The organism is Campylobacter concisus (assembly GCF_902460415.1).
Lineage (GTDB): Bacteria > Campylobacterota > Campylobacteria > Campylobacterales > Campylobacteraceae > Campylobacter_A > Campylobacter_A concisus_Y.
This window is the reverse complement of record NZ_CABPTY010000001.1, coordinates 509,586-535,950: the sequence shown is the minus strand read 5'-3', so window position 1 is coordinate 535,950 and position 26,365 is coordinate 509,586. Positions and strand designations below refer to the sequence as shown.

The window sequence follows — 26,365 nt, the reverse complement described above, 5'->3', positions numbered from 1 at the left end:
TTTATGCCCAAATTTCACCTTTTTACTATTTTTTTAACACCGCTTGGCTAAAATTTGGCACTCATAAAAGGAAATTTATGCTTTTTGTTGAACTTTTTATAATCGGTATCGGCGTTGGATACATCGCTGGCTTTTTTGGCATCGGTGGCGGCACAGTCGTTGTTCCTATAATGGTCGCCTTTGGATATGACGTGAAAACAGCTATTGGCATAAGCGTCATGCAGATGATCTTTAGCGCGACGTTTGGCTCGTATCTAAACTACAAAGCTGGACTTTTAAAGCTAAATCGTGGCGTATTTTTAGGTCTTGGAGGGTTGGTCGGAGCTAGCTTTAGTGGCATAATCGTATCTCACACGCCCGAGCTCTTACTCGAACTACTCTTGCTTGCAACTTTTATCTTTTCACTCATAAAACTATACTTCACACCAAATAGCGACGGTACAAATGCGAACAACTCCGTATTTTTACTATTTCTAGTTGGTTTTTGTATAGGTGCACTTGCCATTAGTATAGGCATAGGCGGTGGGGTTTTTATAGCTCCTATTTTAGTTGGCTTTTTGCGCTATGATATGAAAAAAGCCGTTTCAATGGGAGTGTTTTTTGTGATGTTCGCAGCCATTTCAGGCTTTATCTCACTATCTTTAAACGGCCACATCTCTTATTTGGAGGGTACATTCCTAGGGCTTGGCTCGCTAATAGGCGCATACTTTGGCACCAAAAAGACACAAGCTATGGATAAAAAAGCACTTAAAAAGTGGTTTTTACTCTTTTACATAGCAATGATAATTCTGATCTTAAAAGATATGATATTTGGCTAAATCAAAAATTTAAGGCTAGGCTAGCTAGTCTTAAATTTCTTCAAAAAAGTAGGCTTCACTTAATTTAAAAGCAAGCTTATCTAGCTCGTCTTTACTAAAATTTACGCTCTTTGCGATATCTTCTAAACTAGCTTTGCCATCAAATTTTAAAGCGGCCTTGATCTCTTCATGGCTTAAGCTTAGCTTGCCATTTAGCTCATTTGCCAAAGAGATAACTGGTGAGCTAGTATTTAAAAAATACTTAAGATACGCAGCAGCTCTAGGCTTTAGTTTGGTTTTACTAGGCTCATATGTGAGTGCTTTGAGTTTTGAGGAAGAAATTTTAGTATTTTGATCGTTTAAAATTTCAAGCAGTCCCACAAAAGCTTCATTTGCATTCTCGCCAAGTGCCGCCTTTACTTCACTTAAATTTAAGCTTTGTGGATAGCTTTTGCTTAAAATTTCTTGCGTTTTTGTCCTTGGCTGCTCGCTAAAATATGAAAAATAAATTCTATCGAGCTCGCTCTCTCCAAGTACCGCATCAAAGTCCTCAGCACCGCCAAGCCTCTCCTTGTGAGCGATGAGGCTTTTTCTAAATGATCTATTAAATAAAAAATCGTTTAGTTGCTCTTTTTTGATGCGAGAGTTGTAATTTTGCTCGATATGTGCGTCAAAGCGGTAAATTCCAGTTGAGCTTGCAAAGATATCATTTAGCGAAGTGTCTATGACGTAGCAAAGTCCATGCTTATCGATATGTTTAGCAAATTTATGAAAGTAAGTTGGCTCATTGCTAGCCTCTAAAAAATCATGCAATATATAATAATCATTGCCCTTTGCGATGATGCTTTGTAAAAAATTTAACTGCGTTAAAAGAAGCTTCATACTATCTTTGTATACGACATCGCTTTGACTTTGCAGGCTAAATTTCAAATAATCCTGTAAGAAATTTAACTCGCTTTTTACGCGAGCAAGTGCTTCTTTGCTGTCGTTGCCTGAGCTTACAAAAAGCATAAAATCTCTTAAAATATCAAGGCTCTTCCAGCCTGGGTAGGTGTTATAGGAGACATAAGCGATGCCATCCTCGCTTAGTAGTGCCTTAATCGTGGCAAGCAGCGCATCTCTTACATTTGGACTCACCCAGCTATAAACGCCATGAGCGATAATATAGTCAAATTTCCCAAGCTCTTTTATATCGCTTTCGTTCATATGCAAAAAATTTCGCTCAAACAAAGTAAAATTTTCTAAACCTATCTGCTTTGCCACCTTATTACCTTCAGTCACTTGATGGCTTGAGATGTCGATACCAACGACTTTTGCGCTTTTGTGCGAAATGGCAAATGGCAAGATATTGCCGCCATACGATGAGCCAAGCTCCAGCACCCTAGCCTCTTTTAAGCCAGCTGCCTTAAGCCCCAGAAATTTAGCAACCGCTTCTATCCTAACTGGCGAGCAGTCGCTAAATGCAGCTGAGAAATAAGGAATTTCATCATAAGCTTTCTTTGTTTTATTCATCAACTATGTTTTCTTGCAAATTCTCTCATAAACTCGCCAAGTTTCTCAACGTCGCTTTGGCTAACGGCGTTGTAGATAGAGGCTCTTATGCCGCCAAGATGTCTGTGACCTTTTAGTCCTAGCATGCCCTCTTTTAGCGCTTCTTCGACAAAAACTGGCTCAAGCGCATGATCTTTTGGTATCGTAAAGCTCACGTTCATATCTGATCTGCTTGATTTTTTAGCGTGACCCACGTAAAAGCCATTTGAGCTATCTATGATGCTATAAAGCGTGCTTGCTTTTTTGGCATTTATCTTCTCAACCTCGGCAAGTCCGCCAAGATCTAGTAGGTGCTGCATGGTTAAATTTAAAAGATAAATTCCAAAAGTTGGCGGTGTGTTGTAAAGTGAGTTTGCCTCTACGTGCGTTTTGTAGCGCAAAAACATAGGGACATTTTGGCTGCTCACGCGATCAACTAGGTCTTTTCTTAAAATGACGATAGTCACGCCGCTTGGGCCTGCATTTTTCTGAGCGCCGCCATAAAGCAAACCGATACTGCTAAAATCAAGCGGTCTAGCGAAAAAATCGCTCGAAGCATCGACAACAAGGGGCGATTTGGTCTTTGGCATAGTTTTATACTGTGTGCCGTAGATAGTGTTGTTTGAGCAGATGTAGGCGTAGTCGGCATCGTCGCTAAATTTCACCTCTGGGATGTAAGAGAAATTTTCATCTTCGCTACTTGCTACGACATCTACATTTACGCCAAGCACTTTTGCCTCTTTGATTGCTTTGTTTGTCCAAACGCCAGTGTTTGCGTACTCGGCCCTACCACCTTGATATAAATTCATCGGTATCATGCTAAATTGCAAGTGTGCGCCGCCTTGCAAAAATAAAATTTCATACTCATCGCCGATGCCGTAAAGCTTTCTTATCTTCTCCATCGCGCCAAAGTGGATCTCCTCAAAGGTCTTGCTTCTGTGGCTGATCTCCATGATCGAGTAGCCCTCGCCTCTATAGTCGGTAAATTCGGCCTTTGCATGCTCTAAAACGTCTAGTGGTATCGCGCTTGGGCCTGCGCTAAAGTTGATTTTTCTACTCATTTTTACTCCTTGATAATTGCTTTTTTATGTGTATTTTGCGAGATAAGCTCTATCTCATCGTCTATTTTTAAATCCCTAAGATCGGCTCTCTTGCCATCTTTTCTAACCTCAATAAGCCCTTTTGTGCTCTCAAAAAAGAGCTCCCTCATCTCATAAGCTTTCTCGAGCGAGCTAAGAGCCGAGCCAAGAAGCAAGATCTTTCTTTGCACGGCGTTTGTTAGGGCGTTTTGCTTGTTTGCTACCTCGCTAAATTTTAGCTCGATCCTAGCCTTTAGAGCGTTTGATGAAAATTTAGAAAGTAGTAAATTTAATAAATTTTGCTTCTTTGTGATCTTTAAATTTAAAGCGCTATCAAGATCGTCGCTGAGCCTGTCAAGATACTGAAAAAACGCCTCTTCATCAGGCAAAAGATCAAGCATAGCTGCACTTGGCGTAAGCGATCTGCGGTCTGCTACAAAGTCGCTTATAACGTAGTCGATCTCGTGTCCGATAGCGCTTATGACTGGTGTTTTGGTAGCATAAATTTCACGCGCTAAGCCCTCGTCGTTAAAGCACCAAAGATCCTCTTTACTACCACCTCCGCGAGCCAAAACGATCACATCAACGCCGTATCTATCGGCTCTTTTTAAAGCTTTTATAAGCGAGCTTGGAGCATTTTCACCCTGAGTTAGCGCGTCAAATATATAAATTTCGCTTAATTTCCAACGACTCGTCACGACCTTTAGCATATCCTGAAGTGCTGCAGAAGTGGCACTAGTCACAAGCGCAATCCTTTTTGGTAAATTTGGTATCTCTTTTTTTGCGGCTGTATCAAAAAGTCCCTCGTTTTCGAGCTTTTCTTTAAGCTGCCTAAACGCAAGCTCAAGCTCGCCCTCACCATCAGGCAGCATCGCACTAGCCACTAGCTGATACGACCCACTTGGAGAATAAATGGTCACTTTGCCATAAATTTTTACTTTTAGCCCATCTTTTGGTAAGAATTTCACCTTTTGGTTATTCATGCGATACATCACAGCCGAGATGCTTGACTTCTCATCCTTTAGCGTGAAGTACCAGTGCCCGGAGGCGTGCTTAGTAAGGCGCGAAATTTCGCCACTTACCTCGACATAGTCAAGTGTGGCTTCAAGCAGTGCCTTTGCTTTTTCGTTTAGCTCAGAAACACTAAGCATTGATTTCTCTTACCTTTTTAGCGATAAATAGTGTCGAGATGTCCATGCTAAAGCCCTTGCAAAGCTCTATCTCAAAGCCAGCATCAACTAGCTCATCACAAAAACTCTTTGCGTCCAAGAAATTTTCGATCGAGCTTGGCAGATACTCATATGCCTCTTTGTTTTTTGAGATAAAGCCGCCAATCTTTGGCAAAATTTTACTTAAGTAAAAATCTCTTAGCGAGGTTATAAGGCCTTTTTTCTGGCGTTTTGTAAATTCAAGTACGACTACGTAGCCATTTAGAGCAAGCACTCTGTTAAACTCTCTAAGTGCTGCCTTTCGCTCGACCACATTTCTGATGCCATAGCTTATGCTTAAAATTTGAGCCTCACCGCTTGCAAGAGTAGTTTTGTCAGCATAGGCCTCTATAAATTTAAAATTTGGAAATTTCGCCCTAGCCTCTTTTAGCATACCACTTGAGGGATCGATGCCAGTAAGGCTTTTCACCTCAACGCCAAATTCTTTTGAAATTTCACTCCAAAGCCCCATCATATCGCCAGTACCGCAAGCTACATCTACGATATTTATGCTTTTATTTTTAAAAATTTCTAGCATATATCTGCAGGCAAATTTTCTCCAACTCACATCCACGCCAAGACTTAGCACTCTGTTTGCGACGTCATAAGTCGGAGCGATCTGGTTAAACATATCAACGATTTTTTCTTGTTTTTGCATAAATTTGCCCTTTTATATGTAGTAAATTTTTAAATTTCTTGAAATTTTGCGAGTTGCTTTTATAAATTTAAGACGCTTTTTTAGTATCTCTTCTCTACTTTTATAAATTTGCTTGTAAATTTTACTCTCGAGCCTCTCTTTATCTGGCATTTCTGGAAGTCTTTTAAGGATGCCGAGCCAGACGTCATAGTCTTGAAGATTGCCAAAAATTTCTTGCATCTGCTTTAGCTTCTCTTCATACTTTTTAAGCCCTTCAAAATAGAAAATTTCACATAAAAACTCGTATGTATATCTCATCTTTTTAAGCTCTATCCTAAGATCATGAAAGCTCTCATTTGGGCAGTCTTGATTAAGGCTTTTTAGCCTTTTTTGAGCTAAAACCAAAAGCGTTCTAAGCTTAAACGAACCAAGGCGCGAAAGGCTTACATCAAAGAGTTTTGACTTATAAAATTCACCCTCATTTAAAAATATCTCCCACTCTTTTAAAAATGCGTAGTTTTCTTCATCGCCAAGGTAGCTTTTTACATTTTCATACTCTAAATCTAGAGCCTTTTGCACAAAATAGATAGACTCATTTGCATGTTTTTGCTCGTTTAAAAAGCTTAAAAATACATCCAAATCTCGCTTTTTGTTTGTCGAGTTTGCAAGCATTTTAAAATTCTCGCCAAAAAAAAGTGTCACTTTCTCATCAAAAACGCCACTAAAAATTTTAAGTAACGATCTAACCTTTCTTAAATTTACGCGAAGTTCATGCAAAACTTCTTCATCTTTGTCTATCAAATACTGGCTTTTTAGCCTTTTTATTACTTTAAAAATACTAACAAAAAGGACTCTTAGCGCCTCTCCGCTTTTTAGATTTGCAGCAAAATTTGGCAGAATTTCTTTTTCTTTTATGATCTTATAGGCTCTTTTGTAGTCAATTTGTTCATTTTCATTAGCATGGATGGCAAGAAATTTGTTTTTATATCTTTTATCACAAGTTACGTCACTTAGGCAAAAATTTTCTAAAAACGGTGGCAGCTTGAAAAAGACGGCTTCATTTTCATCGCTAAATTCGATCTCAAATGTACAAAGTCCGTTTAGTTTATTTTTAAAAATATCGATATTGCAAGGATTGTTATTTAGTTTAAAAATATATCTATCTTTTAAGATGACGCTACCGATGCGGTTTTTAAGAGCCTTTTTAAACTCCACTTTTTCGCAAAATTCTTCATTTTCTTCTCTGATTAGATCTTTACCGATCTTTACAGTTTTTATAAATTTATCCTCTTCACTTCGAAAGCGGATCTCTTCATTTTGCGTTATCTTGGTATAAAACTGAGAAATTTCAAGATGCTTAAAGACTACTCCAGCTTCTTTTAAAAAATCTAGAATTTGAGAATTTTTGAGTAAAAATTTACGCTCTATCTCCAAACTCACATTTTTCTCCAAAATTTTTTGTTCATTTTAGCAAGTTAGTGCTTAAAACAATGAGAAAGATGCTAAATTTAGGCTTATTTTAAAAGTATTTTTATAAGAAAAAAGATGGAATTTATGTTGCTAAATAGCAACATAAATTTTATTTACAGTGTTTACAGCTTTTTACGCTAGCTACGATATTTAGACGTTCTATTATATTTCCAATCTTCTTTTCTAGTACCTCTTGGTATTTGCCAAGCTCAGCATCATCGTAGCTCACGTCCTCGACGCTTCCACAGCTTTCACAGACAACATGGATATGTGGATATTCGTAGATGTCGTATCTAGCCTTTTGATTGACGATATTTACTTCAACTACGAGACCTTCGTCTTTTAAAGTATTTAAATTTTTATAAACCGTTGCTAGAGAAACCGATGGACTCTCTTTTAAAATCTCATCATAAAGCTCATCAATAGTTGGATGCGTGTGGCGATCAAGAATTCTTAAAACGCTAAGTCGTTGTGGCGTGACTTTTAGCCCAGATTGCTTTAATAATGATACGTATTGCATAGTGCTTTTCCTTGTTTTTATTTTGGCTTATGCTAGCAAAAATAATATTAAACGTTACTTTATTAAATGATATTAATTATTTTCTAGTAAATTTTTGGTAATCTGCTCGGCACTTATACCAAGATGTTTTTCAACCTCAGCGGTTGAACCATGTGGGATAAATTTATCTTCATACTCGAAGCTGATGACGCTTATATTTGAAATTTTATTTTCTTGTAAAAATGCACTTACTATCTCGCCGATACCGCCTTTTTTGGCACTATCACTAAAGATGTACCATTTTTTAGTGCGTTTTGCAAGATCCAGTAAAAGCTCACTATCAAGCGGCTTTGCAAAGACAAGATCAACCAATATCACATCAAGCTTGCCAGTTAGTAAATTTCTGACCAAATTTGCTCTGCCAACGCCATTGCCATAGCCTAAAAACGCGATATCACTCTTTGCATCAGCTAAAATTTCACCCTTGCCAAACTCAAGTGGCTGAGCTTCAAACTCATCTCTTAAGATAAATGCCCCACGCGGATATCTAAATGCGCTAACACCCTTGTAAGAGTAGGCAAATTCCATAACATTTTTCATGCTCTCTTCGCACCTTGGGGCAAAAAGAACCATGTTTGGCACAGCGTTTAAAAAGCTGATATCAAAAGCGCCCTGATGTGTTTCGCCATCCTCGCCCACGATGCCTGCCCTATCCATCGCAAATGTAATGTTTAAATTTAATATAGAAGCGTCGTGAATGACCTGATCATAGGCTCTTTGCATAAAGGTCGAGTATATCGCGACAAATGGCTTAAAGCCCTCTTTTGCCATGGCTGACATCGAGGTGACTGCGTGCTGCTCGGCTATCGCCACGTCCCAAAAGCGGTCTGGAAACTCATGTATAAGTGCGTCCATGCCAGTGCCTGTTGGCATCGCAGCCGTTACGCCAACGATGTCGCTATGCTCTCTTGCCATCTTTAAAAGCTGCTCGCTAAAGATCGCCGTGGCTGACTTGTTTGACTGTCTTTTTATAAATTCTCCACTTTTTAGATCAAACGGTCCAACTCCGTGCCAATTTTCATAGTAACCCTCGGCAAATTCATACCCTTTGCCCTTTAGCGTCTGCACGTGCACGATGACTGGTTTTTTCATGTTTTTGGCAGTTTCAAATGTGCTAAGAAGCGCTGCGAGGTCGTGTCCATCGACTGGGCCTATGTACTCAAGTCCAAGCTCTTCAAAAAACATGCCAGGAGTGATGAGCCTGATACCCTCCTCCATGCGTCTAGCCATGTAGGCTGCAGAGTCTGGCATATAGCTTAAAAAGCGCTCAACCCTGCCTTTAAATTTTTGATAAAACTGCCCTGCCATCATCTGGCTTAGATACTTGCTAAGTGCGCCTATTGGCTTACTTATGCTCATTTCGTTGTCGTTTAGGATGATGACGCAAGGATATTTTCTATCGCCTAGCTCATTTAGCGCTTCGTACGCCATACCGCCACTTAACGAGCCATCGCCTATGACAGCTACTGGGATACGATCTTCGTTTTTAAGTTTTATCGCCTTTGCAGCACCAACTACTAAAGATATGGATGTCGAGCTATGCCCTGCTACAAAGTAGTCAAATTTACTTTCGCTTGGCTTTGTATAGCCACTGATGCCGTTAAATTTTCTAAGCGTATCAAAGCTCTCCCAGCGTCCAGTAAGTAGCTTGTGTGCATAGCTTTGGTGGCTTACATCGAAGATAAATGGATCTTTTGTCATATCAAAAATTTTATGCATCGCTACAATGATCTCAACTGCACCGATATTTGAGCTAAGATGACCGCCATTTTTGCTAACAGTGGCTAAAATTTTATCCCTGATGTCATGACAAAGTGCGTTTAGTTCATCAACATCTAAACTTTTAACGTCTTTATTCATTATTTACCAGCATTTTTAGTTTTTCTAGCCTTGTTTGCATAGTCGCATCGATATTGCCACCATCGCTTATAATAACCACACCGCCTTTGCTTATAGCATCATCAGCGCTTATTTTGACGTGTTCATTCTTGCTAAATTGCTCTTTTATATATTCGCTATCTTCGGGATTTACGCGAATCTCTATATTTTTAACATTACTTAGCTCTTTTATAAGCGAGCTTGCTAGATGATGAGCGATCTGATTTGAAGAGGTTGAAATTTCTTTATCGATTACTTCTTTTGCGATTTTTATAGCAGTTTGTCCAAGCTCTTCTTCGATTTTCTTTAAAAACTCATCAAATTTAACGTACTGTTCATCTAGCTTTGCAGCCGAAGCGCTAAATCTAGCCTCAAGCTCATTTATTCTTGCTTCATTTGCTGCATTTGCTTGGACAATACCCTCATTTTTGCCATCTTCTTTTGCACGAGAAATTTCAGCCTCAAGGCGCTTAGCAAATTCGCTCTCTTGATTTTCTATTTGCATTTGAAGTTTGATGATATTGCTACTTAGCTCATCTGTTTTTTTAAGCAGTTCTTCAACAAAGCTCGACTCGCCTGCTTGCTGTATTTGTGGACTTTGAGCCTGAGAAGCAAAGTGGTTTTGTGAGTTTGTTTGCGTTTGATGGCTAGCTTGAGGAATGAAATTTTCACCTTTTTGTGCAAAATTTTGCTCGCTTAGCTCTTCACTAAGATTATTTTCTTCTATCAATACAGGAGCACTATCTGCGGCTCGCTCTCCAACTCCAAGAACCTTAAATCTATAATTTTCTATAAAGTGAGCTGGAGAAGTCTCACTAGTTATTACGCTGCTTTTCATTCTATGCTGCTTTTCATTCTATCATCTCATCTGCTTCGCCGACTTGGAATACACCTTGATCAGCTAGAGTTTGCACTATCTCCACTATGCGCCTTTGGGCCTCTTCAACATCTTTTACACGCACCGCACCAAGATATTGCATCTCCTCTTTAAAGGCTTCTGCTGCACGCTGAGACATATTTGATAAAAATTTATCCTTTATGCCATCGCTTGAGCCTTTAAATGCAACCATAAGGTCTTTTTTATCGACATTTTTAAGAATTTCTCTAATCGCAGTTGCATTAAGGTTAATAATATCTTCAAATGTAAACATAAGCTCTTTAATCGTTGTTGCAAGTTTATCATCGCTTTGTTCGATGCGTTCAATCGTGCTTTTGCTGGCTTTTTGCCCAAGTCTATTAAGCACTTCTGCTACAGCTCTTGGGCCGCCAACTTCGACTTTATATGATGTAAGACTTTCAAGCTTACCCTCAAGTACGGTTGAAACACGTTTAATGACCGATGGGCTAATATCACCAAGATTTGCCATTCTAATGACAACTTCACTTCTTAGCTCATCTGAGAAAAAGCTAAGCGTTTCAGCAGCACTTGTTGAGTCCATGTGAGCTAGTATTAGCGCGATGGTTTGAGGATGCTCTTTTATGATAAAGTCTGCAAGCTGTTGTGGTTTTATCTTATCAAGATAGCCAAAGCTTTTTGAGTTTTCCATGCTTTTTGCAAGCTTGTCTAAAATTTTCTGAGCTGCCTCTGGACCAAATGTGCGGTACAAAATTTCTTTTGCATACTCTAAACCGCCACTTCTCATATATTGATTTGACTGCATTAGCGCGTAAAATTCTTCTAGCACGGCACTTGCGACTTGTTTGTCTATGTTTTTTGCGGTTGCGATATAGCCTGAAATTTCAGTGATGACATCAACATCCATGTGAGAAAATATAAGAGCAGTTGCCTCTTCGCCAAGCTGAATCAGCAAAATAGCAATCTTTTCAGGCATCGATAGATCATCATAAATCATTTTTTGCTTGTCATTTAGCTTTATTGACATCAAATTTCCTTACGCATATTAAAGTCGCTGTCATTTTTTACCATATCTTGAAGTAGCATTGCTATCTCTTCATTTCTTTCTGTGATGACCGCTCTCATTTTCTCAAGTAAAACATCGTATTTTAGTTCATCTTCATTAAACTCGCCACTAAGCCCTAGTTGCTCTTCTACCTTTTTGCGAGCAGCTTTAAATTTCTCAAGTGTATCTTCAGCATCTACCTCAATATCCTCAAGACCATCTTGAACTTGTTCCTCTTCTTCTTTTGTCTCTTCAAGCATCTTTTGCATAAATGGCACAATTACTTTTTTATAGAAAATATAAAGCAACAATGCTGCAAAAATATATTTTAACAGCGGCATAAATGGCACTACATAGTTATTCACAAAGCCATCCATCTTCTCGCTAGTGCTTATATCTTTGCCAGTTTTAAACTCAAAGTTATCTAAGCTTACTTCATCGCCTCTATTTTGGTTGTAGCCGATTGATTGTTTGATTAAATTTGTGATTGACTCTCTTTGCTCTTTGGTAAGCGGGGCAAATTCAAGCTCGCCAGTTGGCTTGCCGTCGCTATCTTTTTTACTCTGATAAAGTCCGTCTATAACAACAGCTGCACTCACTCTATTTATGCTAGCAAACTGCCCTTTGACATTTGTTACTTTCTTTGAAATTTCGTAGTTTGTCTGCTGCGAGCTTTTGTTGTACTGCTCTTTTAAAGTGCTGTCATCTAGCCCTTGAACAGGGCCTATGTTGCTAACTGCACCTGGGACGCCACCTACTTCATTTGGTGCTGAGCCTTGGCGCTTTTCTTCGATATTACTTTCACTTCTAACGACGTTATTTGGGTCATAAACTTCACTTTTTGTATCTTTTTTATCAAAGTCAAAGTCGATATTTACCTTTGCTACGACCTTATCCGCCCCGCCTACGATAGGAGCTAGCACATTTACGATCTTTTGCTCGTAATTATTTTCAAACTCGCGCTTATAGCGGATCTGCTGAGCTATGGCATCACTATCAAACTCGCCGTCTTCATCGCCAAGTGCGACTCCGTCTTGATTTACGATTTTTACATTTTCTGTGCTCAAGTTTGTAACAGAGGCAGCGACAAGGTTTTTAATACCAAAAATTTGCTTCGCATTTAAACTAACGCCTGGTTTTAGCTCAACGACAATAGAAGCGGTCGGCAGTGCTTGTCTTTCAGTAAAGACGCTCTCTTTTGGTATGGCTATTCTTACGGTTGCTTTTTGGATAGAAGAGAGACTCTCGATCGTTCTAGCTAGTTCGCCCTCAAGCGCTCTTTGAAATTTTACTCTCTGCTCGGCATCAGTCGCTCCAAATTCTTGCTTGTCAAAAATTTCAAAGCCGATTTTACTCTCTTTTGGTATTCCAAGCGTTGCAACAGCTATGCGCTCTTTATAGACATCGCTCGTTGGCACAAGGATAGTGCCTTCGTTTGCTAATTTATATTTAATGCCATCTTTGTTTAGCTGATCAAGTATTAAGGCAGAATCATTTGGGCTAATATTTTCAAAAAGGACGCTGTAGCCTGCAAAATTTTCATTTTTGCTTTTATAAAGTGTTAAAAATACCAAAAATGCCACGACCAAGACGATCGAGCTAGCTGCAACTATTTTTTGCTTTAATGAAAGCTTTTGATAAATTTGACTTATTTGATGAAGTAATGCTTTAAAATCCATATTCCTACTTTAAAATTTGCTTTAATTCTTCAAAAACTCTATCATTTTGCCAGCTAAGGCCGATGGTGATTCTCACCGCATTTAAGGCGTAGCTTTTTAGATCTCGCAAAATTATACCCTTTTTTAGCATCTTTTCGCATATCTGGCTTGATTTTGGCTCGTTAAATTTAAAAGTTATGAAATTCGTATAGCTTGGGATAAATTCTATGCCATTTTGCTTTGCAAATTCTTCATATCTCTTCATTTGCTCGAAGTTATTTTGCATGGTTTGCTGCACAAACTCATCATCTCCAAGTGCTACTATCGCTGCTCTTAAGCTTGGAGTTGTGATGTTAAACGGAGCTCTTAGTTTTGAAAGAGCGCCTATGATCTCTTCATTTGCCACGCCGTATCCCACGCGCATACCACCAAGCGCATAGGCCTTTGAGAAAGTGCCAAGATAGATGGCATTTTTAAATTTCACCACCTCGCTTGGCTTTATCTCTTTTTTGCTATCTTTAAATTTAGCAAATTCGTTGTAAGCACAATCAAGCACCACAAGCGTGTTTTCATCAATGCTTTTTATAAATTTAAAGACCTCATCTGCATCCAAACACTCACCCAAAGGATTGTTTGGCAAGCAAAGAAAGATTACTGAAATTTCATCTTTATGTGCATTATAAATTTCTAAAAACTCTTTTAGATCATGCTCTACGCTCTTTGTGCGGTAAATTTTAGCTCCGGTTTGTTTTGCATAAATTTCATACATCGCAAATGTCACGCCAGCCATCAAAACACCACTTTGCTTATTCGCCTTTGCGTGAAGTGCGTATTCTATGATCTGGTCGCTTCCAGAGCCGATGATTAAATTTTTGCTAGTTACGCCAAATTTCTTAGCCAGTCCTTCTTTTAGCTCAAAGTAGCTATCGTCTGGATAGAGATGTGCTTTTTTAGCGACCTCTTTTAGTGCCTCCTCTACGCGTTTGCTCGTACCAAAAGGGTTTTCGTTACTAGCTAGCTTTATCACATCTTTTGCCTCGATGCCAAACTCTCTAACTACAAGCTCGATCGGCTTTCCAGCCTCGTAATTAACTAAATCATCTAAAAAATCATTAAACTTCATTACTCTTCTCCGTTTAAATAACTCCCCAACCAGCTTATCTCAGCACCGCTCTCTTTTGCTAACTCAAAGGCATTTTGCACCTTCTCATCGTCGATATGCCCTTCAAAATCAAGATAAAACATTGATTTAAACTCGCGTTGCTTGATAGGGCGTGACTCAAGTTTTGTGATATTGATATTTTCATTTTTAAATATAGAAAGTAGATCAGCAAGGCGTCCTGGGCTGTGATCAGTCTTTGCTAGGATCGAAGTTTTTGAGTTTTCAACTCTTGCGTTTTTAAAATCGCTTAAAATCAAAAATCTCGTTCTATTTGCCATATTATCTTCAATCGTCTCATAGACGATTGGCACGTTATAAATTTTTGCTGCAATCTTTGAGCAAATGGCAGCTGAATTTCTATCCATTGATGCCATGTATGCAGCTGCTGCGGTTGATTTTGCTGGAACAAATTCAATTTCATTTAGCATATGATCTTCTAGAAATTTACGGCATTGATTATATCCCTGCGGATGTGAATAAATTCGTTTTATCTCTTTTAAATTTTCATTTATGCTAACAAAGCTGTGATGGATATCCACATAAAGCTCAGCAACTATTTTTATATCACTGAATTTACTCAAACAATCAAGCGTAGCGCCAACAGCGCCTTCGGTATTATTTTCAATAGGCACAACACCGTATTTTGCCTCTTTTTGAGCTAGCTTTGTAAAAACCGCCTCGATGGTCGCAAGTGGCAAATATGAACTCATTGCCCCAAATCTACTCTGAGCCGCCTGATGCGTGTAAGTGCCTTCAGGCCCTAGATAGACGATTTTTTGAGGCATTTCTAAATTTCTACTAACAGCAAAAATTTCAAGATAGATGGCCTCGATCGCAGCTTTATTTAAAGCCTTATCTTTACTAAGGCTAGTTAAGCGGTTTATGATAGCTCGCTCACGCTCAGGACGATATATAGGCGTTCCGCTAGTTTGTTTTAGCTTGCCGATTTGCTCAACTAAAATCATCCTTTCATTTAGTTTATTTAAGATGAGATCATCGATCGCATCGATCTCTTTTCTAAGCTCATTTAGCTCTTGCATCAGCGCTCTCCAAAAATTCTCTCTCAAGTGCCACGACATCTTCAAAGCTCTCACGTCTTCTTATAAGTCTATCTTTGCCATCAAGCACGCAAACTTCAGCGGCTCTGTTTCTTGTGTTGTAGTTTGAACTCATGCTAAATCCATAAGCCCCAGCACCTTTTACCACGATGATATCGCCACTATCGCACTCTGGCAACTCTATATCTTTTGCCAAAAAGTCGCCACTTTCACAAACTGGACCAACCACGTCGCATGGGCCTAAATTTTTATCTTTGCCATAAACAAAAATTTCATGATGAGCACCATAAAGGCTTGGTCTAATAAGATCATTCATCGCACCATCAGTGATGACAAATCTCTTTTTGCCGTTAAATTTTTCATATAAAACGCTTGCCACAAAATAGCCAGCATTACCTACGATAAAGCGCCCTGGCTCACATACGATAGTCACATCTTGACCCTTTAGCGCGCCTAAAATTCCTTGTGCGTAGTCATATAAATTTATCTCTTTTTCATCGTTATAAATGATGCCAAGTCCACCACCAACGTCAAAGAATTTGATATCAATCTCAAGTGCTCTTAGCTCTCTTAAAAGCTCACTAACGATATTTGCAGCATCGATTATCGGGCTAAGTGAAGTTAGCTGTGAGCCGATGTGAAAATGTATGCCAGTTGGCTCAAGAAAGTCCGAGTTTTTAGCGTGGATGTACATTCTTTTGGCTGTTTCAGCATCAACGCCAAATTTATTTTCATTTAGTCCTGTCGAGATATATGGGTGAGTTTTTGCATCGACACCTGGATTTACCCTAATGCTGATCCTTGCCTTTAAGTTTAGCTCTTTTGCGATCTCTTCAAGCCTTAAAAGTTCGGCAAAACTCTCGACATTTATGAGCAAAATTTCATTTTTCAAAGCCTCTTTTAACTCTTCATCGCTTTTGCCAACGCCACTAAAAATGATCTGATATCTCTTTGCACCTGCTAAAAGCGCTCTTTTTACTTCGCCAATGCTAACACAATCAAATCCAGCTCCAAGATCAGCTAGAAATTTCAAAACACTTAAATTTGAGTTTGCTTTCACCGCATAGCAAATGAGAGATTTTCTAGCAAAAAAAGCATTTTTTAGTGCTTCGTAACGGTTTTTTATGTGGTTAAAATCATAAATGTAAAGTGGGGTTTTGTATCTACTTGCAAGCTCTTTAAAATCCATAAAATAGCCTTTATTAAAATGACTTGATTTTACAAAAAGCTTGCCAAAATTTGGCTTAACGATGCGATTTTATGAGATAAATGGCGTATGCAAAAAGTAAAATAACTGGCAAAACTATGCCAATCTCTGGCAAGATCACAGAAGTTTGTGCAAATTTTGCAAGAATAAAGAGCAATCCCCAAACGACAAGAGTTATCACAACAAAGATAAAAGTCGAAAGTGCAAGATTAAAAAATCTACCAGTTACAGGCAAATGATAGTAAAAAATGAGCAATAAAAATGGTGCAAAAAATGGAGCGATAGCAAGGTTGTAAAAAGCTGTTTTTGCGCTATCAAGGCCGATGCCTTCATTTTTAAATGTCTTTATAAAATTTATCGCATCTGGGATATTAAATTTTGAGTTTTCAACGCTAACAGCGCTTTCAATACTCTTTGGCTTAAAGCCTTTTAGTGCATCTAAGTTCTCGCTTTGTATTTTATTAAAACCAGCCCCACCAAGCTCTAAAATTTGCGGCAAAATAGTTTGATTAACATCTTTTAAAATCCACTCATTGTCTTTAAAATTAGCATGATTTGCAAATGTAGTTGAGAGTAAATTTGTGCCATTTATCTCAAAAATTCTAACATCATTTGCTATTTGATTAACAGAATTTAGCTCCTTTATGTAGATAAATTTGCCTTCAAATTTTAAAAACGAATCATTTGTGTTTTTCGAAAAAGCCGTATTTTTAGCGATACTTTTTTGATAGTCGTGCGCATAGGCAAATGGAGTAAAATTTAAGCCAACATAAAAAATAGTTACAAAAAGTGCAATAAAAAATGGTGGAAAAATTAGACTATTTTTACTAATACCAAGCGCATAAAAGCTGATTAGCTCGTTTGACCTGACCATATTTACATGCAAAATAATGAGTGCAAAAATAAGCGAAAGTGGCAAAACGTAGCCAATAGCGCTAAGCGATGTAAGCCCAACATAAAGGAGCTGAAGGTTTGCAGATGGCGGCAGATCTTTTAAATTTGTAAGTAGATCGATACCAACATAAAATAGTTCAAGTGCTAAAAATACGATAAGAAAAGATTTTATATAGACCCAGCCAACGTATCTGGCGTATAGTTTCATTTGATAAGACCTTTTTTTATCGTAAATTTTTGCGAAATTTCATTGATGTCACTCTTTAGTAGCTCGCAAACTGTATTTTTTGTGTAGGCTAAAATTTCATCTAAAGCCTTTTTCTCCTCATCACTAAACTCTCCAAGAACAAAATTTTTAGCATCACCAAGGTGCCCAATGCCAACACGCACCCTTTCGTAGTCATTGCCTATTAGTCCATCGATCGATTTTATGCCGTTATGGCCGCCGCTACTGCCGCCTTTTTTAAATTTAACTGCACCAAAACTAAGATCAAGGTCATCGTGTATTACGATTATTCTATCTGGTTTATAAAAATCTTTGACCGCTTTTACACTTTGTCCTGAGAGGTTCATAAAGGTTGTTGGTTTTAGCAAGATAATGTCATTAAATTTAAAAACTTCGCCTTGGAATTTGGCTGAGCTAACATCTTTGTAATTTGAGTCTTTTAGGAGATCTATAAGCATAAAGCCTATATTATGTCTAGTGTTTTCATATTTGGAGCCAGGATTTCCTAGCCCCGCTATTAGTGTCACAAAAGCCCTTTTTTATTTAGCTTTAATAACTCCAAGTACCGCAACACGGTCAGCGTCTACAATAGTAACGCCCTTAGGAGCTGTGATATCACGAACCAAAATCGTATCATCAATGTCAAGTTTGCTTACATCAACGTCAAATGAATTTGGTAAATTTTCAGCTGTGCATTTTACGCAAAGACGTCTTTTTGATTGGATCAAAACGCCCTTATTTTTAAGACCAATAGGTGTTCCAACTGGCTTAACTGGGATCATATATTTTGATAAAACGCCTGGAAGTGCTACTTTTAGATCTACGTGTTTAAGATCACTTGTAACAACATCTCTTTGGTAATCAACAATAACGACATTATAAACTTTTCCGCCTACTTTTACATCAAAAGCAAGGCTCTCTTTTTTGCGTGCTTCTTTAATAAAGTCATTTACTTTAAAAGCAGCTGCAATATTCTCTAATCCCTTGCCATAAATGTTGGCGATTAGATAACCATCTCTTCTCAAAGCCTTCGCAGACTTCTTACCGATACTCTCTCTAACGATTCCTTCTAACATCGTTTTCCTTTCATAAAAAATAGGTGCTGATTTTATCCAATGCTTTATAAATTTCACATAAAGCTTGTTTAAGAATGATCACTTTTTCTGTTTATGTATTAGCCTGGGTTCTTTGTTTAAAGTGATTTCATAATATCATCAAATGCTGACACAAACTGCTTTAAGCCATCGCTTAATAAATCTTTATAAACGACATTTATATCTATCTCATTATTTTTTATAATCTGAAAAAAGCTTGAGATATTTTCTTTACTAGGTACATTTTTTGCCTCTGCTTTTTCTTTTATAAATTCTTTTATCGTCTCTATTGGTGCTGTATTTATAGAATTTTTATACATTAGCTCTCTAACGTAATAATCCCCTCTTAAACTACCGCCTTTTACGCCTGTGCTTGCAAAAAGTGTTCTTACATTTTCTAGTCCAAAATCTTCAATCAGGTGGTATATATTCGCAGCATTCATTATGCCAATTTGTCCCGTTGGCAAGCTCTTTGCAGCCATAACCTCATCAAGCTTTCTATCAAATCTACTTACAAAAACACTTATCACACCTTTTGGCATAGTAGTATCCATAAAGCGACTTGCATAAGCCTTACTGCCTTCTTTAAATGCTTCAAGGCAGTTTTTAGCCTGATCTGGCGAAAATATAAGCGTTGCATTTACGCTAATTCCTCTTGCCATAAGCGCGCTCATTGCCTCATAACCATCTTTTGTAGCTGGAATTTTTATCATAACATTTGGCATTGATATTAGATTATGAAGCCTGATACCTTCTTCTATCGTTGCAGCTGTATCGTCGCTTAAATTTGGATCAACCTCAATGCTTACAAAGCCATCATCGCCGTTTGCATAATTTATTAACATTTTACATGCGGCGATTTTTATATCTTGAGTAGCTAAAATTTCATAAAGATCTTTTGGGTGGCGTTTATTGCTAGTTTCTATGATCTTTTTATAAGCAGGTGAAGCAAACGCTGTTTTAAAAATAGCTGGGTTGCTTGTAGCACCGTTTATAATATTATTTTCCGATAAAGAGTTAAATTCGCTTTGTAAAAAATTTCTCTCTATAAAATCACACCAAAGAGAGAATTTAGCTTCGTTGTCATACATTAGTTTCTACCTTATAAATTTTAAAATTTCACGCAAATCTTTAACATCAACACAATGTGTCGCTTCTTTTTTTAAGATATCTTTTGCACAAAATGCAATGCTAAGGCCGCACTTTCTAAACATCGATATGTCATTGGCCCCGTCCCCAACACACATTATCTCGTCCTTGCCTAAATTTAATAGTCCACACAAGCAGTCAATCATATCTCCCTTTGAACTACTAAACATCATCTCTCCGCCAACTTCACCACTTAAAATTCCATCTTTATGATGCAAGATATTTGCAAAATTTGCATCAAAATTAAGCTTTTTTTGCATTACATCGGTTGCATTATGAAATCCACCGCTAAAAACCACAACTTTGATACCTTTTTGCTTTAAAGCCTCTATTAGCTCGCCAGCTCCTGGCATTATGGGTAAATTTCTGCAAATTTCATTTACTTTTAAAAGTGGCAATCCTTTTAAAAATTTTACTCTTTTCGTAAGACTTTCAAAAAAATCAAGCTCACCGTTCATTGAACGCTTAGTTATATTAGCTACTTCTTCACTAGCATTATTAGCGGCGGCGAGAATATCTATCGTCTCGCCGTCCATTATTGTAGAGTCAAAATCAAAAACACAAAGTTTTATCAAGCTATACCCTAAAAATCACGTTTTAAAAGGCTTTCGACCTTCAAGATCGTAAGGATATTTTGGTCGCGCTTTCCGATACCATAAATCATGCCTTTATCTTTTACTAAAGTCTCTGGTGGCGGATCGATCCTGTTACGGTCTATTCTGATGGCCTCAGTCAAGCGGTCTATCACAAAGCCAGCGATATTATCCGCATCTTTCATAACGATATATCTTGTGCTTGGGCTTTGTTTTGTGACATTTAGTGAAAAACGCTTACGCAAATCAATAAGCGGAATAACATTTCCACGTAGGTTAAACACGCCAAGAACGTAATCAGGCACACTAGGAACACGTGTATATTCAATAGGTTTGATTATCTCTTGGATGTTTAAAATAGGTATTGCGTACTCTTCCTCACCGACAACAAATCCTACTAGCTGAACTATATCCTCATTATTTTTTAACTCAGGACCATTCATTTGCTGTTTTTGTTTACTTAAAACTTGATTTAGTTTATTGTTCATCCCTTACCCCTAAGCTAATTTTATATTCTTTCTAACGACATTTTCTAAGTACTCGGCTGAATATGGTTTTGTAATATACTCAGTCATTCCAACTTCTACGCCACGCAATCTATCTGTTTTTGACGTCCTTGATGTAACAGCAATAAGTGGTAAATTTCTATACTTAGAGTATTTTCTAATTTCGCCAGCCAGTGTATATCCATCCATTCTTGGCATCTCAATATCTATCAAGATCGCATCAAAGGAGTGTTCTCCGGATTTTACGATATTTAATGCCTCAACACCATTTGTGGCCTCTATTATCGTTACCCCAGTTGGTTCAAGCGCTTTTTGCATGATAGTTCTATCCATTTTTGAGTCATCAACTATCAAGACTTTATAATCACTTGGTTTTTCCTTTGCTTTTGTACTATCTTCTATTTCGGCTCTAATGTCTACCTTGATATCTTTTGCCATCTCCATCATAGCACCAACGTCAATAATCAATGTCACACGGCCATCACCTCTAATAGTCGCACCGGCAATACCTGGGATATTTTGTAGATAATCGCCCATTGATTTAATAACAATCTCTTCTTGCCCAACCAAAGTATCGACGATAATGCCTAGTTTTGCTTCAGCAACACCGATTATTACGACATAAGTTTGATCTCCGCCATCAAATGCCTTTTCAACACCAAATACGTCAGAAAGCCTAACAAGAGACAAGACTTCATCTCTTAGCCTTAGTACATTTTTGCCATCGATCGTGTAAATATCATCAATCGGTACACGAACAGTTTCAAGAACACTAGCAAGTGGAATAGCATAAAATTCTTCTTGTGTTCCAACAAGTAGTGACTGAATAATCGCAAGCGTGAGTGGAATTTTAAGCTTCATAACTGTGCCTTTTCCAACCTCACTTTCAATATCAATGATACCGTTTAGTTTTTCGATATTAGTCTTAACAACGTCCATGCCAACGCCGCGACCAGATACGTTTGTAACTTTTGCCGCAGTTGAAAATCCTGGTCTAAAGATAAGACCAAATGCCTCTTTTTCACTCATCGCATCAGCTTCACGCTCAGTGATGATGCCTTTTTCTATCGATTTAGATTTAAGCATATCAGCATCTAAGCCTTTACCATCATCAACTATCTCAACAACGATGTGGTTGCCTTCATTGTAAGCTTTTAGTTGAACAAGGCCTTTTTCTGGCTTACCTGCTGCCTTTCTTGTCTCAGGATCCTCGATGCCGTGATCGCATGAATTTCTGATGATGTGAACTAGTGGATCGCCGATCTCTTCTACAATTGACTTATCAAGCTCTGTCTCTTCACCTGAAATTTCAAGATCGATTTGCTTACCAAGATCGCGGCTAAGATCGCGTATCATACGTGGGAATTTATTAAAGACTTTTGCTATTGGTAGCATTCTTGTCTTCATAACAGCAAGCTGAATATCAGTCGTCACTAAGCTTAGACTTGAAACTACTTGATTTAGCTCTTCAAGGAATTTCTCACCCTCATATCTCTCTTCCACGTCATCATAAATTTTTAATAAGCGGTTTTTACCAAGAACAAGCTCGCCTATTAGGTTCATTAAGTGGTCAAGTCTTTTTACCTCAACACGTATAGTTTGTTCCTGCGCTACTGCACCGCTGCTTGCTGCTGGAACCTTTTTATCTCCGTCTTTTTCCTTACTCTCTGCTTTTGCAGCTGGAGCTGAAGTGTTACTTGCAGCTGGGGCTATCTCGCTAGGAGATTTTGGAGCTATACCTTTTGAAGCACGCCTTGCTTGATCCTCAGCCTTTCTAACCTTTAAGAGCCTTTCTATCTCAGCTTCAACTTCTGAATCACTTAGCTTTGAAAGCTCAGCATCACTTATCTCTGGCGCTTCTTCGGCAGGTGCAGCTGGCTCTGGCTCTTTTGCTGGCTCTGGCGTTGGCTCAACTACTGGCGTGGCAGAAGCTTCAGGAGCTGCTGCTGGAGCTTCACCTTCAGAAATTTGAGTAAGTCTTGCGCAAATATTTTTAATATCAATGCCAGCAGCTGTATCGTTTCCATGATCTCTAATGCTGCTTAACAAGCCTTTCATCATATCAACTGACTCAAGAACTACGTCCATAATATCTGGAGTGATCTTTAGCTCGCCTTTTCTAGCTTTATTTAAAACATCCTCCATATGGTGAGTAAGCTCTGTTAAAACATCAAAATTTAAAAAGCTTGAGCTACCTTTTACTGTATGAGCAACACGGAAAATTCTATTTAATAATTCCAAATCTTCAGGGTTTGACTCAAGCTCAACAAGGTCGTGATCTATCTGCTCAATAAGTTCGAAAGCCTCTATTAAAAAGTCTTCCATTATTTCTTTCATATCATCCATGTTTCACCTCATTTTGCAGATTTAGAATGTGCTTCAATAACTTTTAGCACTTCTTGATAAAATATGCTTGCATCAAATTTTGTAAGATACGCCGCACCACCAGCTTCTTTGCTCTTGATTTCACTAAAATCATTACTCAATGAGGAGTTAAATACTATTGGAACTTCTTTAAATCTTTCATCATTTTTAAGAGTTGAAGCAAAGCGGTAGCCATCCATCTGTGGCATTTCGATATCACTTAAGATAACTCTAAGCTCTCTTGATAAGTTATCTCCATATCTTTGATAAAGCTCTTCCATTCTCTCCAAGCCCTCAACGCCGTTTTTAGCCTCAACTACGCTAAGTCCCATCTTCTCAAGTGCATCTTTTACTAGTTTTCTAGCAGTTGAGCTATCATCTAAAACTAAAGCAGCACCTTTTAATTTTTGATCGTCTGTTACATCAAATTCGATCTTTGGTGAGTAAATTCCAAGCTCTTCTACTATGCTTTCAAGATCAAGAATAAGCAAAACTTCATCATTTTCTATTCTTGTTACGCCTGTTATTTTACCTTTGTCTAAAGCGCCAGAACCTGAAGCAAAATTTGCAGGCTCGATATCTTTCCAGCTTATACGCCTGATCCTTTTTGCCTCATGGACGATAAAACCGATCAAAATACCACTAAACTCAGCAATAATAACACGTGGCTTTATAACTACGCCTTCAGTTGGCTCGATAATATTCATCCATCTTGCCAAATTTATAACAGGGATCACCACGCCCCTTAAATCAAAAATTCCCTCGATATACTCGGGAACGCCAGGAAGCTCTGTAAGATTTGGCATCTTAATGATCTCCCGCACCTTTGCGACATTGACTCCGTATATTCCTTCATATACTTTGTTTTCGGTCTTTTTAAAGATACGAAAATCAACAAGTTCCATCTCGTTTGAGTCCGTTTTTAGTACGTTATCTCCAAACATCAATGTCCTTTCAAACTCATTTTGAGCAAATTTAATTTTTGCTGGGCGTATTCTACAACAAAATAACTTTGCTCACATGCAAAACAAGGTAAATTTATATAAAACTTATCATAAATATTAAATTGCTCGCCTTGATGATAGTGTCCTTCTATCACAATACCAGCCTCATATCCTTGCAAATGCTTGCTCATTAGCTCCTTAAAATTAGGAATTTTGTAGTCTAAATTTTTCTTAGTAAGCCTAGCTAGTATCGCTTTTGATATTTTAAAATTTAAAAATTTATCCAAAGCATTCATAAATTTTAAAAACCATTTTACTCGCAAAAATCTAAGTGCGTATTTATCTATAAAAGGTAAAAATATATCACCATGTGCGATCTGGACGCGCTCTTCATTGATCGTCTTAAAATTTGCTGGCTGATCGTAAATATCATAAACCCTAACTCTTTTATAACGCAGCATCTCACGCCCATCCCAAATTTCTCTTGTTTTATTAAATAAATTTGAAAGTCTAAAGTCGTGGTTGCCCTCGAAGTAAAAAATTTCTACCTTTTGTGAAATTTTATTTATAAGGCTTAAGTGCTCAGCGTAAAATTCTCTTGTGTATTCGCCCTCGCCCGTTAAAAAATCAAACATATCGCCTAATAAAAAAATTTGTGGCGGCTCTTTGATCTCCCCGCTATCAACAGCTCTTAAAAATTTTAAAAAGCCATTTCGGTTTACATTTTCATGCGCATCAGCTATAAAGATCGCGCCTTCTTTTATAATAGGGGCATATAGATATTCGTTCAAATTTTGCCTTAATTAAAAATTAGCAGAGCCAAAAAGCAGTTTCTAGCTCTTTGCATCATCTTTTTAGTCAAATTTTATAGGCTTATAGCAAATTTTTACAATCTCAACGTCGCTTCTACCTTTTGGTAAATTTAGCACCACTTCATCGCCCTCGGCCTTGCCCAAAAGCTGCTTTGCAAGAGGTGAGTTTATCGAGATATAGCCTTTGTCAATGTCGCTTTCACTAATGCCAACTATCGTATATGTATGCTCTATTTCGGTTTCCTCGTCCATTATCGTCACACTCGAGCCAAACCTAACTCTATCGTGCTCGTAGCTACTTGGATCGATCACTTCGGCATTTGCAAGAAGCGAGCCTAGCTCTGCTATCCTAGCATCTATGAAAGCTTGCTTTTCTTTTGCAGCGTGATACTCGGCATTTTCTTTTAGATCGCCGTGGCTTCTTGCGATGTCGATCTCAGTTACGATTTGAGGGCGTTGCACCAGCCTTAGATCTTTTAGTTCAGCTTCTATCTTCTCATATCCGTGCATTGTCATTGGTTCACTCATTTTTTACTCCATATTCTTTAAAATTTTTACTACATTTTTACTGCTGCCATGCGACAAATACTCTCTCAATTCGTCACAGCCTTTTAAAAATTTCTGCCTATCACAGCTCTCATAAACTCTTAGTAAATTTTCAGCCGTTGCAAACTCTTGGATAAATTCCTCGTGAAGTGGCTCTTTGCCCATGAAGTCAAACATTATATTTGCAAGTCCTGCATGCTTGATCTTTACAAATTTCCTAGCGATGAAAACGTCTATCGCTTTTGCCTTGTAAGCTAGCACAAATGGCGTACCAATGAGCGCTGCTTCAAGCGTAGCAGTGCCAGAGCAAACAAAGGCAAAATCACTCTCACACAAAGCTTCAGGCGTATTTGAGACGACCTCAAAATCGCTCACATCGCCATAAATCTCACTCACTTTATCAAGCAAAAATGGTGGCACGACAAGTAGCCTTTTTGCTTCTATCTTTTTAGCAAGTTCTCTATAAACTGGTATCAGCCTTGAAATCTCTGACCTTCTTGATCCCGGTAAAAACGCCACTTTGCCACTGCTACTTAGGCTAGTTTTCTTAAGCTTTATCTCATCCATCAAAGGATGGCCCACGTAGGTCGAGCGGCTATAAAATTTCGCATCAAATGGTAGGATCGAAGCAAGATTGTCACAATATCTCTCAACCGCACTCACACGCTTTGGCTTCCACGCCCAAACTTGAGGCAAGATGTAGTATGTCACGGCTGCTTTTACACCAGCTTCTTTTATCGCCTTTGCAAGCGGCAAGTTAAAGGCTGGGCTGTCTATTAGTAGCACTGCGTCGGCCTCTTTTGCCATCTGACTCATCACTTTCATCGCCTTTTTTGCTTTTAAAATGAGCGGCAAAACCTCGACAAAGCCCATCGCAGAAAACTCGCTGCTTTTCATATATGGCGTGCCAAATTCTTCGCTAAAAATTCCCATTAGCTCAAATTCGCCCTCGAAATTTTTCAAAATTTCTTTTAAATGCAAATTTGCCGATGGTTCAAGAGCGGAGACTAAAATTTTCATTTACACACTTTCATCAGGTCTTTTTTAGGGGCATTATACGCAAAAATTCTTTAAAATTTTAAGAAAGCTGTGA

The 26,365-nt window shown here is 38.2% G+C and carries 25 protein-coding genes; 1 reads left to right on the top strand and 24 read right to left on the bottom strand.

The genetic code is table 11. The features are described from left to right. Positions 1–77 precede the first annotated feature (77 nt). Entirely contained in the window at positions 78–818 is a 741-nt protein-coding gene (locus tag FZ940_RS02565; RefSeq protein WP_084042233.1) for a sulfite exporter TauE/SafE family protein, read from the top strand. A 30-nt stretch (positions 819–848) separates the two neighbouring features. Here FZ940_RS02565 and FZ940_RS02560 read toward each other — a convergent pair whose 3' ends face one another. The 24 genes from FZ940_RS02560 to lpxB form a co-directional block, all read right to left on the bottom strand. Then, a complete protein-coding gene (locus tag FZ940_RS02560) occupies positions 849–2,309 on the bottom strand; it encodes a methyltransferase regulatory domain-containing protein (protein WP_148821379.1) in 1,461 nt (486 codons plus the stop codon). Beyond that, positions 2,309–3,388 carry a phosphoserine transaminase gene (serC, locus tag FZ940_RS02555; protein WP_148821378.1) on the bottom strand — a complete coding sequence of 360 codons (1,080 nt, stop codon included), beginning with the start codon at positions 3,386–3,388 and terminating at the stop codon, positions 2,309–2,311. The genes FZ940_RS02560 and serC overlap by 1 nt, the downstream gene beginning before the upstream one ends. 2 nt (positions 3,389–3,390) lie before the next feature. Continuing rightward, positions 3,391–4,557 carry an exodeoxyribonuclease VII large subunit gene (gene xseA, locus FZ940_RS02550; protein ID WP_148821377.1) on the bottom strand — a complete coding sequence of 389 codons (1,167 nt, stop codon included), beginning with the start codon at positions 4,555–4,557 and terminating at the stop codon, positions 3,391–3,393. Further along, positions 4,550–5,272, bottom strand: coding sequence for a bifunctional demethylmenaquinone methyltransferase/2-methoxy-6-polyprenyl-1,4-benzoquinol methylase UbiE (gene ubiE, locus FZ940_RS02545; protein WP_148821376.1), 723 nt, complete (start codon positions 5,270–5,272; stop codon positions 4,550–4,552). The genes xseA and ubiE overlap by 8 nt, the downstream gene beginning before the upstream one ends. A gap of 12 nt (positions 5,273–5,284) precedes the next feature. Continuing rightward, positions 5,285–6,691: a CYTH and CHAD domain-containing protein gene (locus FZ940_RS02540; RefSeq protein WP_262367583.1), complete on the bottom strand. Its 1,407-nt coding sequence runs from the start codon at positions 6,689–6,691 to the stop codon at positions 5,285–5,287. A gap of 139 nt (positions 6,692–6,830) precedes the next feature. Next, positions 6,831–7,241 (bottom strand): Fur family transcriptional regulator, encoded by a 411-nt coding sequence (locus tag FZ940_RS02535; RefSeq protein ID WP_087586224.1) that lies wholly within the window; start codon positions 7,239–7,241, stop codon positions 6,831–6,833. 72 nt (positions 7,242–7,313) lie between these two features. Next, entirely contained in the window at positions 7,314–9,140 is a 1,827-nt protein-coding gene (gene dxs, locus FZ940_RS02530) for a 1-deoxy-D-xylulose-5-phosphate synthase (protein ID WP_148821375.1), read from the bottom strand. Continuing rightward, positions 9,133–9,996 (bottom strand): flagellar assembly protein FliH, encoded by an 864-nt coding sequence (fliH, locus tag FZ940_RS02525; RefSeq protein ID WP_148821374.1) that lies wholly within the window; start codon positions 9,994–9,996, stop codon positions 9,133–9,135. Before fliH ends, dxs begins: the two co-directional genes overlap by 8 nt. 13 nt (positions 9,997–10,009) lie before the next feature. After that, the gene (gene fliG / locus FZ940_RS02520) at positions 10,010–11,041 is read right to left on the bottom strand and encodes a flagellar motor switch protein FliG (RefSeq protein WP_148821373.1); all 1,032 of its coding nucleotides are present in this window, start codon (positions 11,039–11,041) and stop codon (positions 10,010–10,012) included. Continuing rightward, on the bottom strand, positions 11,041–12,738 hold the full coding sequence (gene fliF / locus FZ940_RS02515) for a flagellar basal-body MS-ring/collar protein FliF (protein WP_103560428.1): 1,698 nt from the start codon (positions 12,736–12,738) through the stop codon (positions 11,041–11,043). The genes fliG and fliF overlap by 1 nt, the downstream gene beginning before the upstream one ends. Before the next feature lie 4 nt (positions 12,739–12,742). Further along, positions 12,743–13,840 carry a histidinol-phosphate transaminase gene (hisC, locus tag FZ940_RS02510; protein ID WP_148821372.1) on the bottom strand — a complete coding sequence of 366 codons (1,098 nt, stop codon included), beginning with the start codon at positions 13,838–13,840 and terminating at the stop codon, positions 12,743–12,745. After that, entirely contained in the window at positions 13,840–14,919 is a 1,080-nt protein-coding gene (gene pheA / locus FZ940_RS02505) for a prephenate dehydratase (RefSeq protein ID WP_084042224.1), read from the bottom strand. The genes hisC and pheA overlap by 1 nt, the downstream gene beginning before the upstream one ends. After that, on the bottom strand, positions 14,903–16,126 hold the full coding sequence (gene lysA, locus FZ940_RS02500; RefSeq protein WP_148821371.1) for a diaminopimelate decarboxylase: 1,224 nt from the start codon (positions 16,124–16,126) through the stop codon (positions 14,903–14,905). The genes pheA and lysA overlap by 17 nt, the downstream gene beginning before the upstream one ends. 55 nt (positions 16,127–16,181) lie before the next feature. After that, positions 16,182–17,246, bottom strand: a complete 1,065-nt coding sequence (locus FZ940_RS02495; protein ID WP_107697561.1) for an LptF/LptG family permease — start codon at positions 17,244–17,246, stop codon at positions 16,182–16,184. Then, entirely contained in the window at positions 17,243–17,791 is a 549-nt protein-coding gene (gene pth / locus FZ940_RS02490) for an aminoacyl-tRNA hydrolase (RefSeq protein WP_107776346.1), read from the bottom strand. The genes FZ940_RS02495 and pth overlap by 4 nt, the downstream gene beginning before the upstream one ends. A 12-nt stretch (positions 17,792–17,803) precedes the next feature. Further along, complete coding sequence (locus FZ940_RS02485; RefSeq protein WP_054197028.1) at positions 17,804–18,340, bottom strand: 50S ribosomal protein L25/general stress protein Ctc; 537 nt, start codon at positions 18,338–18,340, stop codon at positions 17,804–17,806. Positions 18,341–18,456: 116 nt separating this feature from the next. Further along, positions 18,457–19,449, bottom strand: a complete 993-nt coding sequence (locus FZ940_RS02480; protein WP_148821370.1) for a transaldolase — start codon at positions 19,447–19,449, stop codon at positions 18,457–18,459. A 6-nt stretch (positions 19,450–19,455) separates the two neighbouring features. Next, positions 19,456–20,082, bottom strand: coding sequence for a phosphoserine phosphatase SerB (serB, locus tag FZ940_RS02475; protein ID WP_107793422.1), 627 nt, complete (start codon positions 20,080–20,082; stop codon positions 19,456–19,458). 8 nt (positions 20,083–20,090) lie between these two features. Beyond that, entirely contained in the window at positions 20,091–20,588 is a 498-nt protein-coding gene (locus FZ940_RS02470) for a chemotaxis protein CheW (RefSeq protein WP_072594427.1), read from the bottom strand. Positions 20,589–20,597: 9 nt separating this feature from the next. Continuing rightward, entirely contained in the window at positions 20,598–22,952 is a 2,355-nt protein-coding gene (locus FZ940_RS02465; protein ID WP_148821369.1) for a hybrid sensor histidine kinase/response regulator, read from the bottom strand. A gap of 8 nt (positions 22,953–22,960) precedes the next feature. Then, complete coding sequence (locus tag FZ940_RS02460; RefSeq protein WP_021091802.1) at positions 22,961–23,914, bottom strand: chemotaxis protein; 954 nt, start codon at positions 23,912–23,914, stop codon at positions 22,961–22,963. Then, a complete protein-coding gene (locus tag FZ940_RS02455) occupies positions 23,914–24,705 on the bottom strand; it encodes a UDP-2,3-diacylglucosamine diphosphatase (protein WP_148821368.1) in 792 nt (263 codons plus the stop codon). Before FZ940_RS02455 ends, FZ940_RS02460 begins: the two co-directional genes overlap by 1 nt. 63 nt (positions 24,706–24,768) lie before the next feature. Beyond that, positions 24,769–25,254 (bottom strand): transcription elongation factor GreA, encoded by a 486-nt coding sequence (gene greA / locus FZ940_RS02450; protein ID WP_087579112.1) that lies wholly within the window; start codon positions 25,252–25,254, stop codon positions 24,769–24,771. A gap of 3 nt (positions 25,255–25,257) precedes the next feature. Beyond that, entirely contained in the window at positions 25,258–26,292 is a 1,035-nt protein-coding gene (gene lpxB / locus FZ940_RS02445) for a lipid-A-disaccharide synthase (protein WP_148821367.1), read from the bottom strand. Positions 26,293–26,365: the final 73 nt, after the last annotated feature.

Coding starts and splice junctions, on each gene's coding strand:
- FZ940_RS02565 (WP_084042233.1), top strand. CDS start 78: ATGCTTTTTGTTGAACTTTTTATAATCGGTATCGGCGTTGGATACATC.
- FZ940_RS02560 (WP_148821379.1), bottom strand. CDS start 2,309: ATGAATAAAACAAAGAAAGCTTATGATGAAATTCCTTATTTCTCAGCT.
- serC (WP_148821378.1), bottom strand. CDS start 3,388: ATGAGTAGAAAAATCAACTTTAGCGCAGGCCCAAGCGCGATACCACTA.
- xseA (WP_148821377.1), bottom strand. CDS start 4,557: ATGCTTAGTGTTTCTGAGCTAAACGAAAAAGCAAAGGCACTGCTTGAA.
- ubiE (WP_148821376.1), bottom strand. CDS start 5,272: ATGCAAAAACAAGAAAAAATCGTTGATATGTTTAACCAGATCGCTCCG.
- FZ940_RS02535 (WP_087586224.1), bottom strand. CDS start 7,241: ATGCAATACGTATCATTATTAAAGCAATCTGGGCTAAAAGTCACGCCA.
- dxs (WP_148821375.1), bottom strand. CDS start 9,140: ATGAATAAAGACGTTAAAAGTTTAGATGTTGATGAACTAAACGCACTT.
- fliH (WP_148821374.1), bottom strand. CDS start 9,996: ATGAAAAGCAGCGTAATAACTAGTGAGACTTCTCCAGCTCACTTTATA.
- fliG (WP_148821373.1), bottom strand. CDS start 11,041: ATGTCAATAAAGCTAAATGACAAGCAAAAAATGATTTATGATGATCTA.
- fliF (WP_103560428.1), bottom strand. CDS start 12,738: ATGGATTTTAAAGCATTACTTCATCAAATAAGTCAAATTTATCAAAAG.
- hisC (WP_148821372.1), bottom strand. CDS start 13,840: ATGAAGTTTAATGATTTTTTAGATGATTTAGTTAATTACGAGGCTGGA.
- pheA (WP_084042224.1), bottom strand. CDS start 14,919: ATGCAAGAGCTAAATGAGCTTAGAAAAGAGATCGATGCGATCGATGAT.
- lysA (WP_148821371.1), bottom strand. CDS start 16,126: ATGGATTTTAAAGAGCTTGCAAGTAGATACAAAACCCCACTTTACATT.
- FZ940_RS02495 (WP_107697561.1), bottom strand. CDS start 17,246: ATGAAACTATACGCCAGATACGTTGGCTGGGTCTATATAAAATCTTTT.
- FZ940_RS02485 (WP_054197028.1), bottom strand. CDS start 18,340: ATGTTAGAAGGAATCGTTAGAGAGAGTATCGGTAAGAAGTCTGCGAAG.
- FZ940_RS02480 (WP_148821370.1), bottom strand. CDS start 19,449: ATGTATGACAACGAAGCTAAATTCTCTCTTTGGTGTGATTTTATAGAG.
- FZ940_RS02470 (WP_072594427.1), bottom strand. CDS start 20,588: ATGAACAATAAACTAAATCAAGTTTTAAGTAAACAAAAACAGCAAATG.
- FZ940_RS02465 (WP_148821369.1), bottom strand. CDS start 22,952: ATGGATGATATGAAAGAAATAATGGAAGACTTTTTAATAGAGGCTTTC.
- FZ940_RS02460 (WP_021091802.1), bottom strand. CDS start 23,914: ATGTTTGGAGATAACGTACTAAAAACGGACTCAAACGAGATGGAACTT.
- greA (WP_087579112.1), bottom strand. CDS start 25,254: ATGAGTGAACCAATGACAATGCACGGATATGAGAAGATAGAAGCTGAA.
- lpxB (WP_148821367.1), bottom strand. CDS start 26,292: ATGAAAATTTTAGTCTCCGCTCTTGAACCATCGGCAAATTTGCATTTA.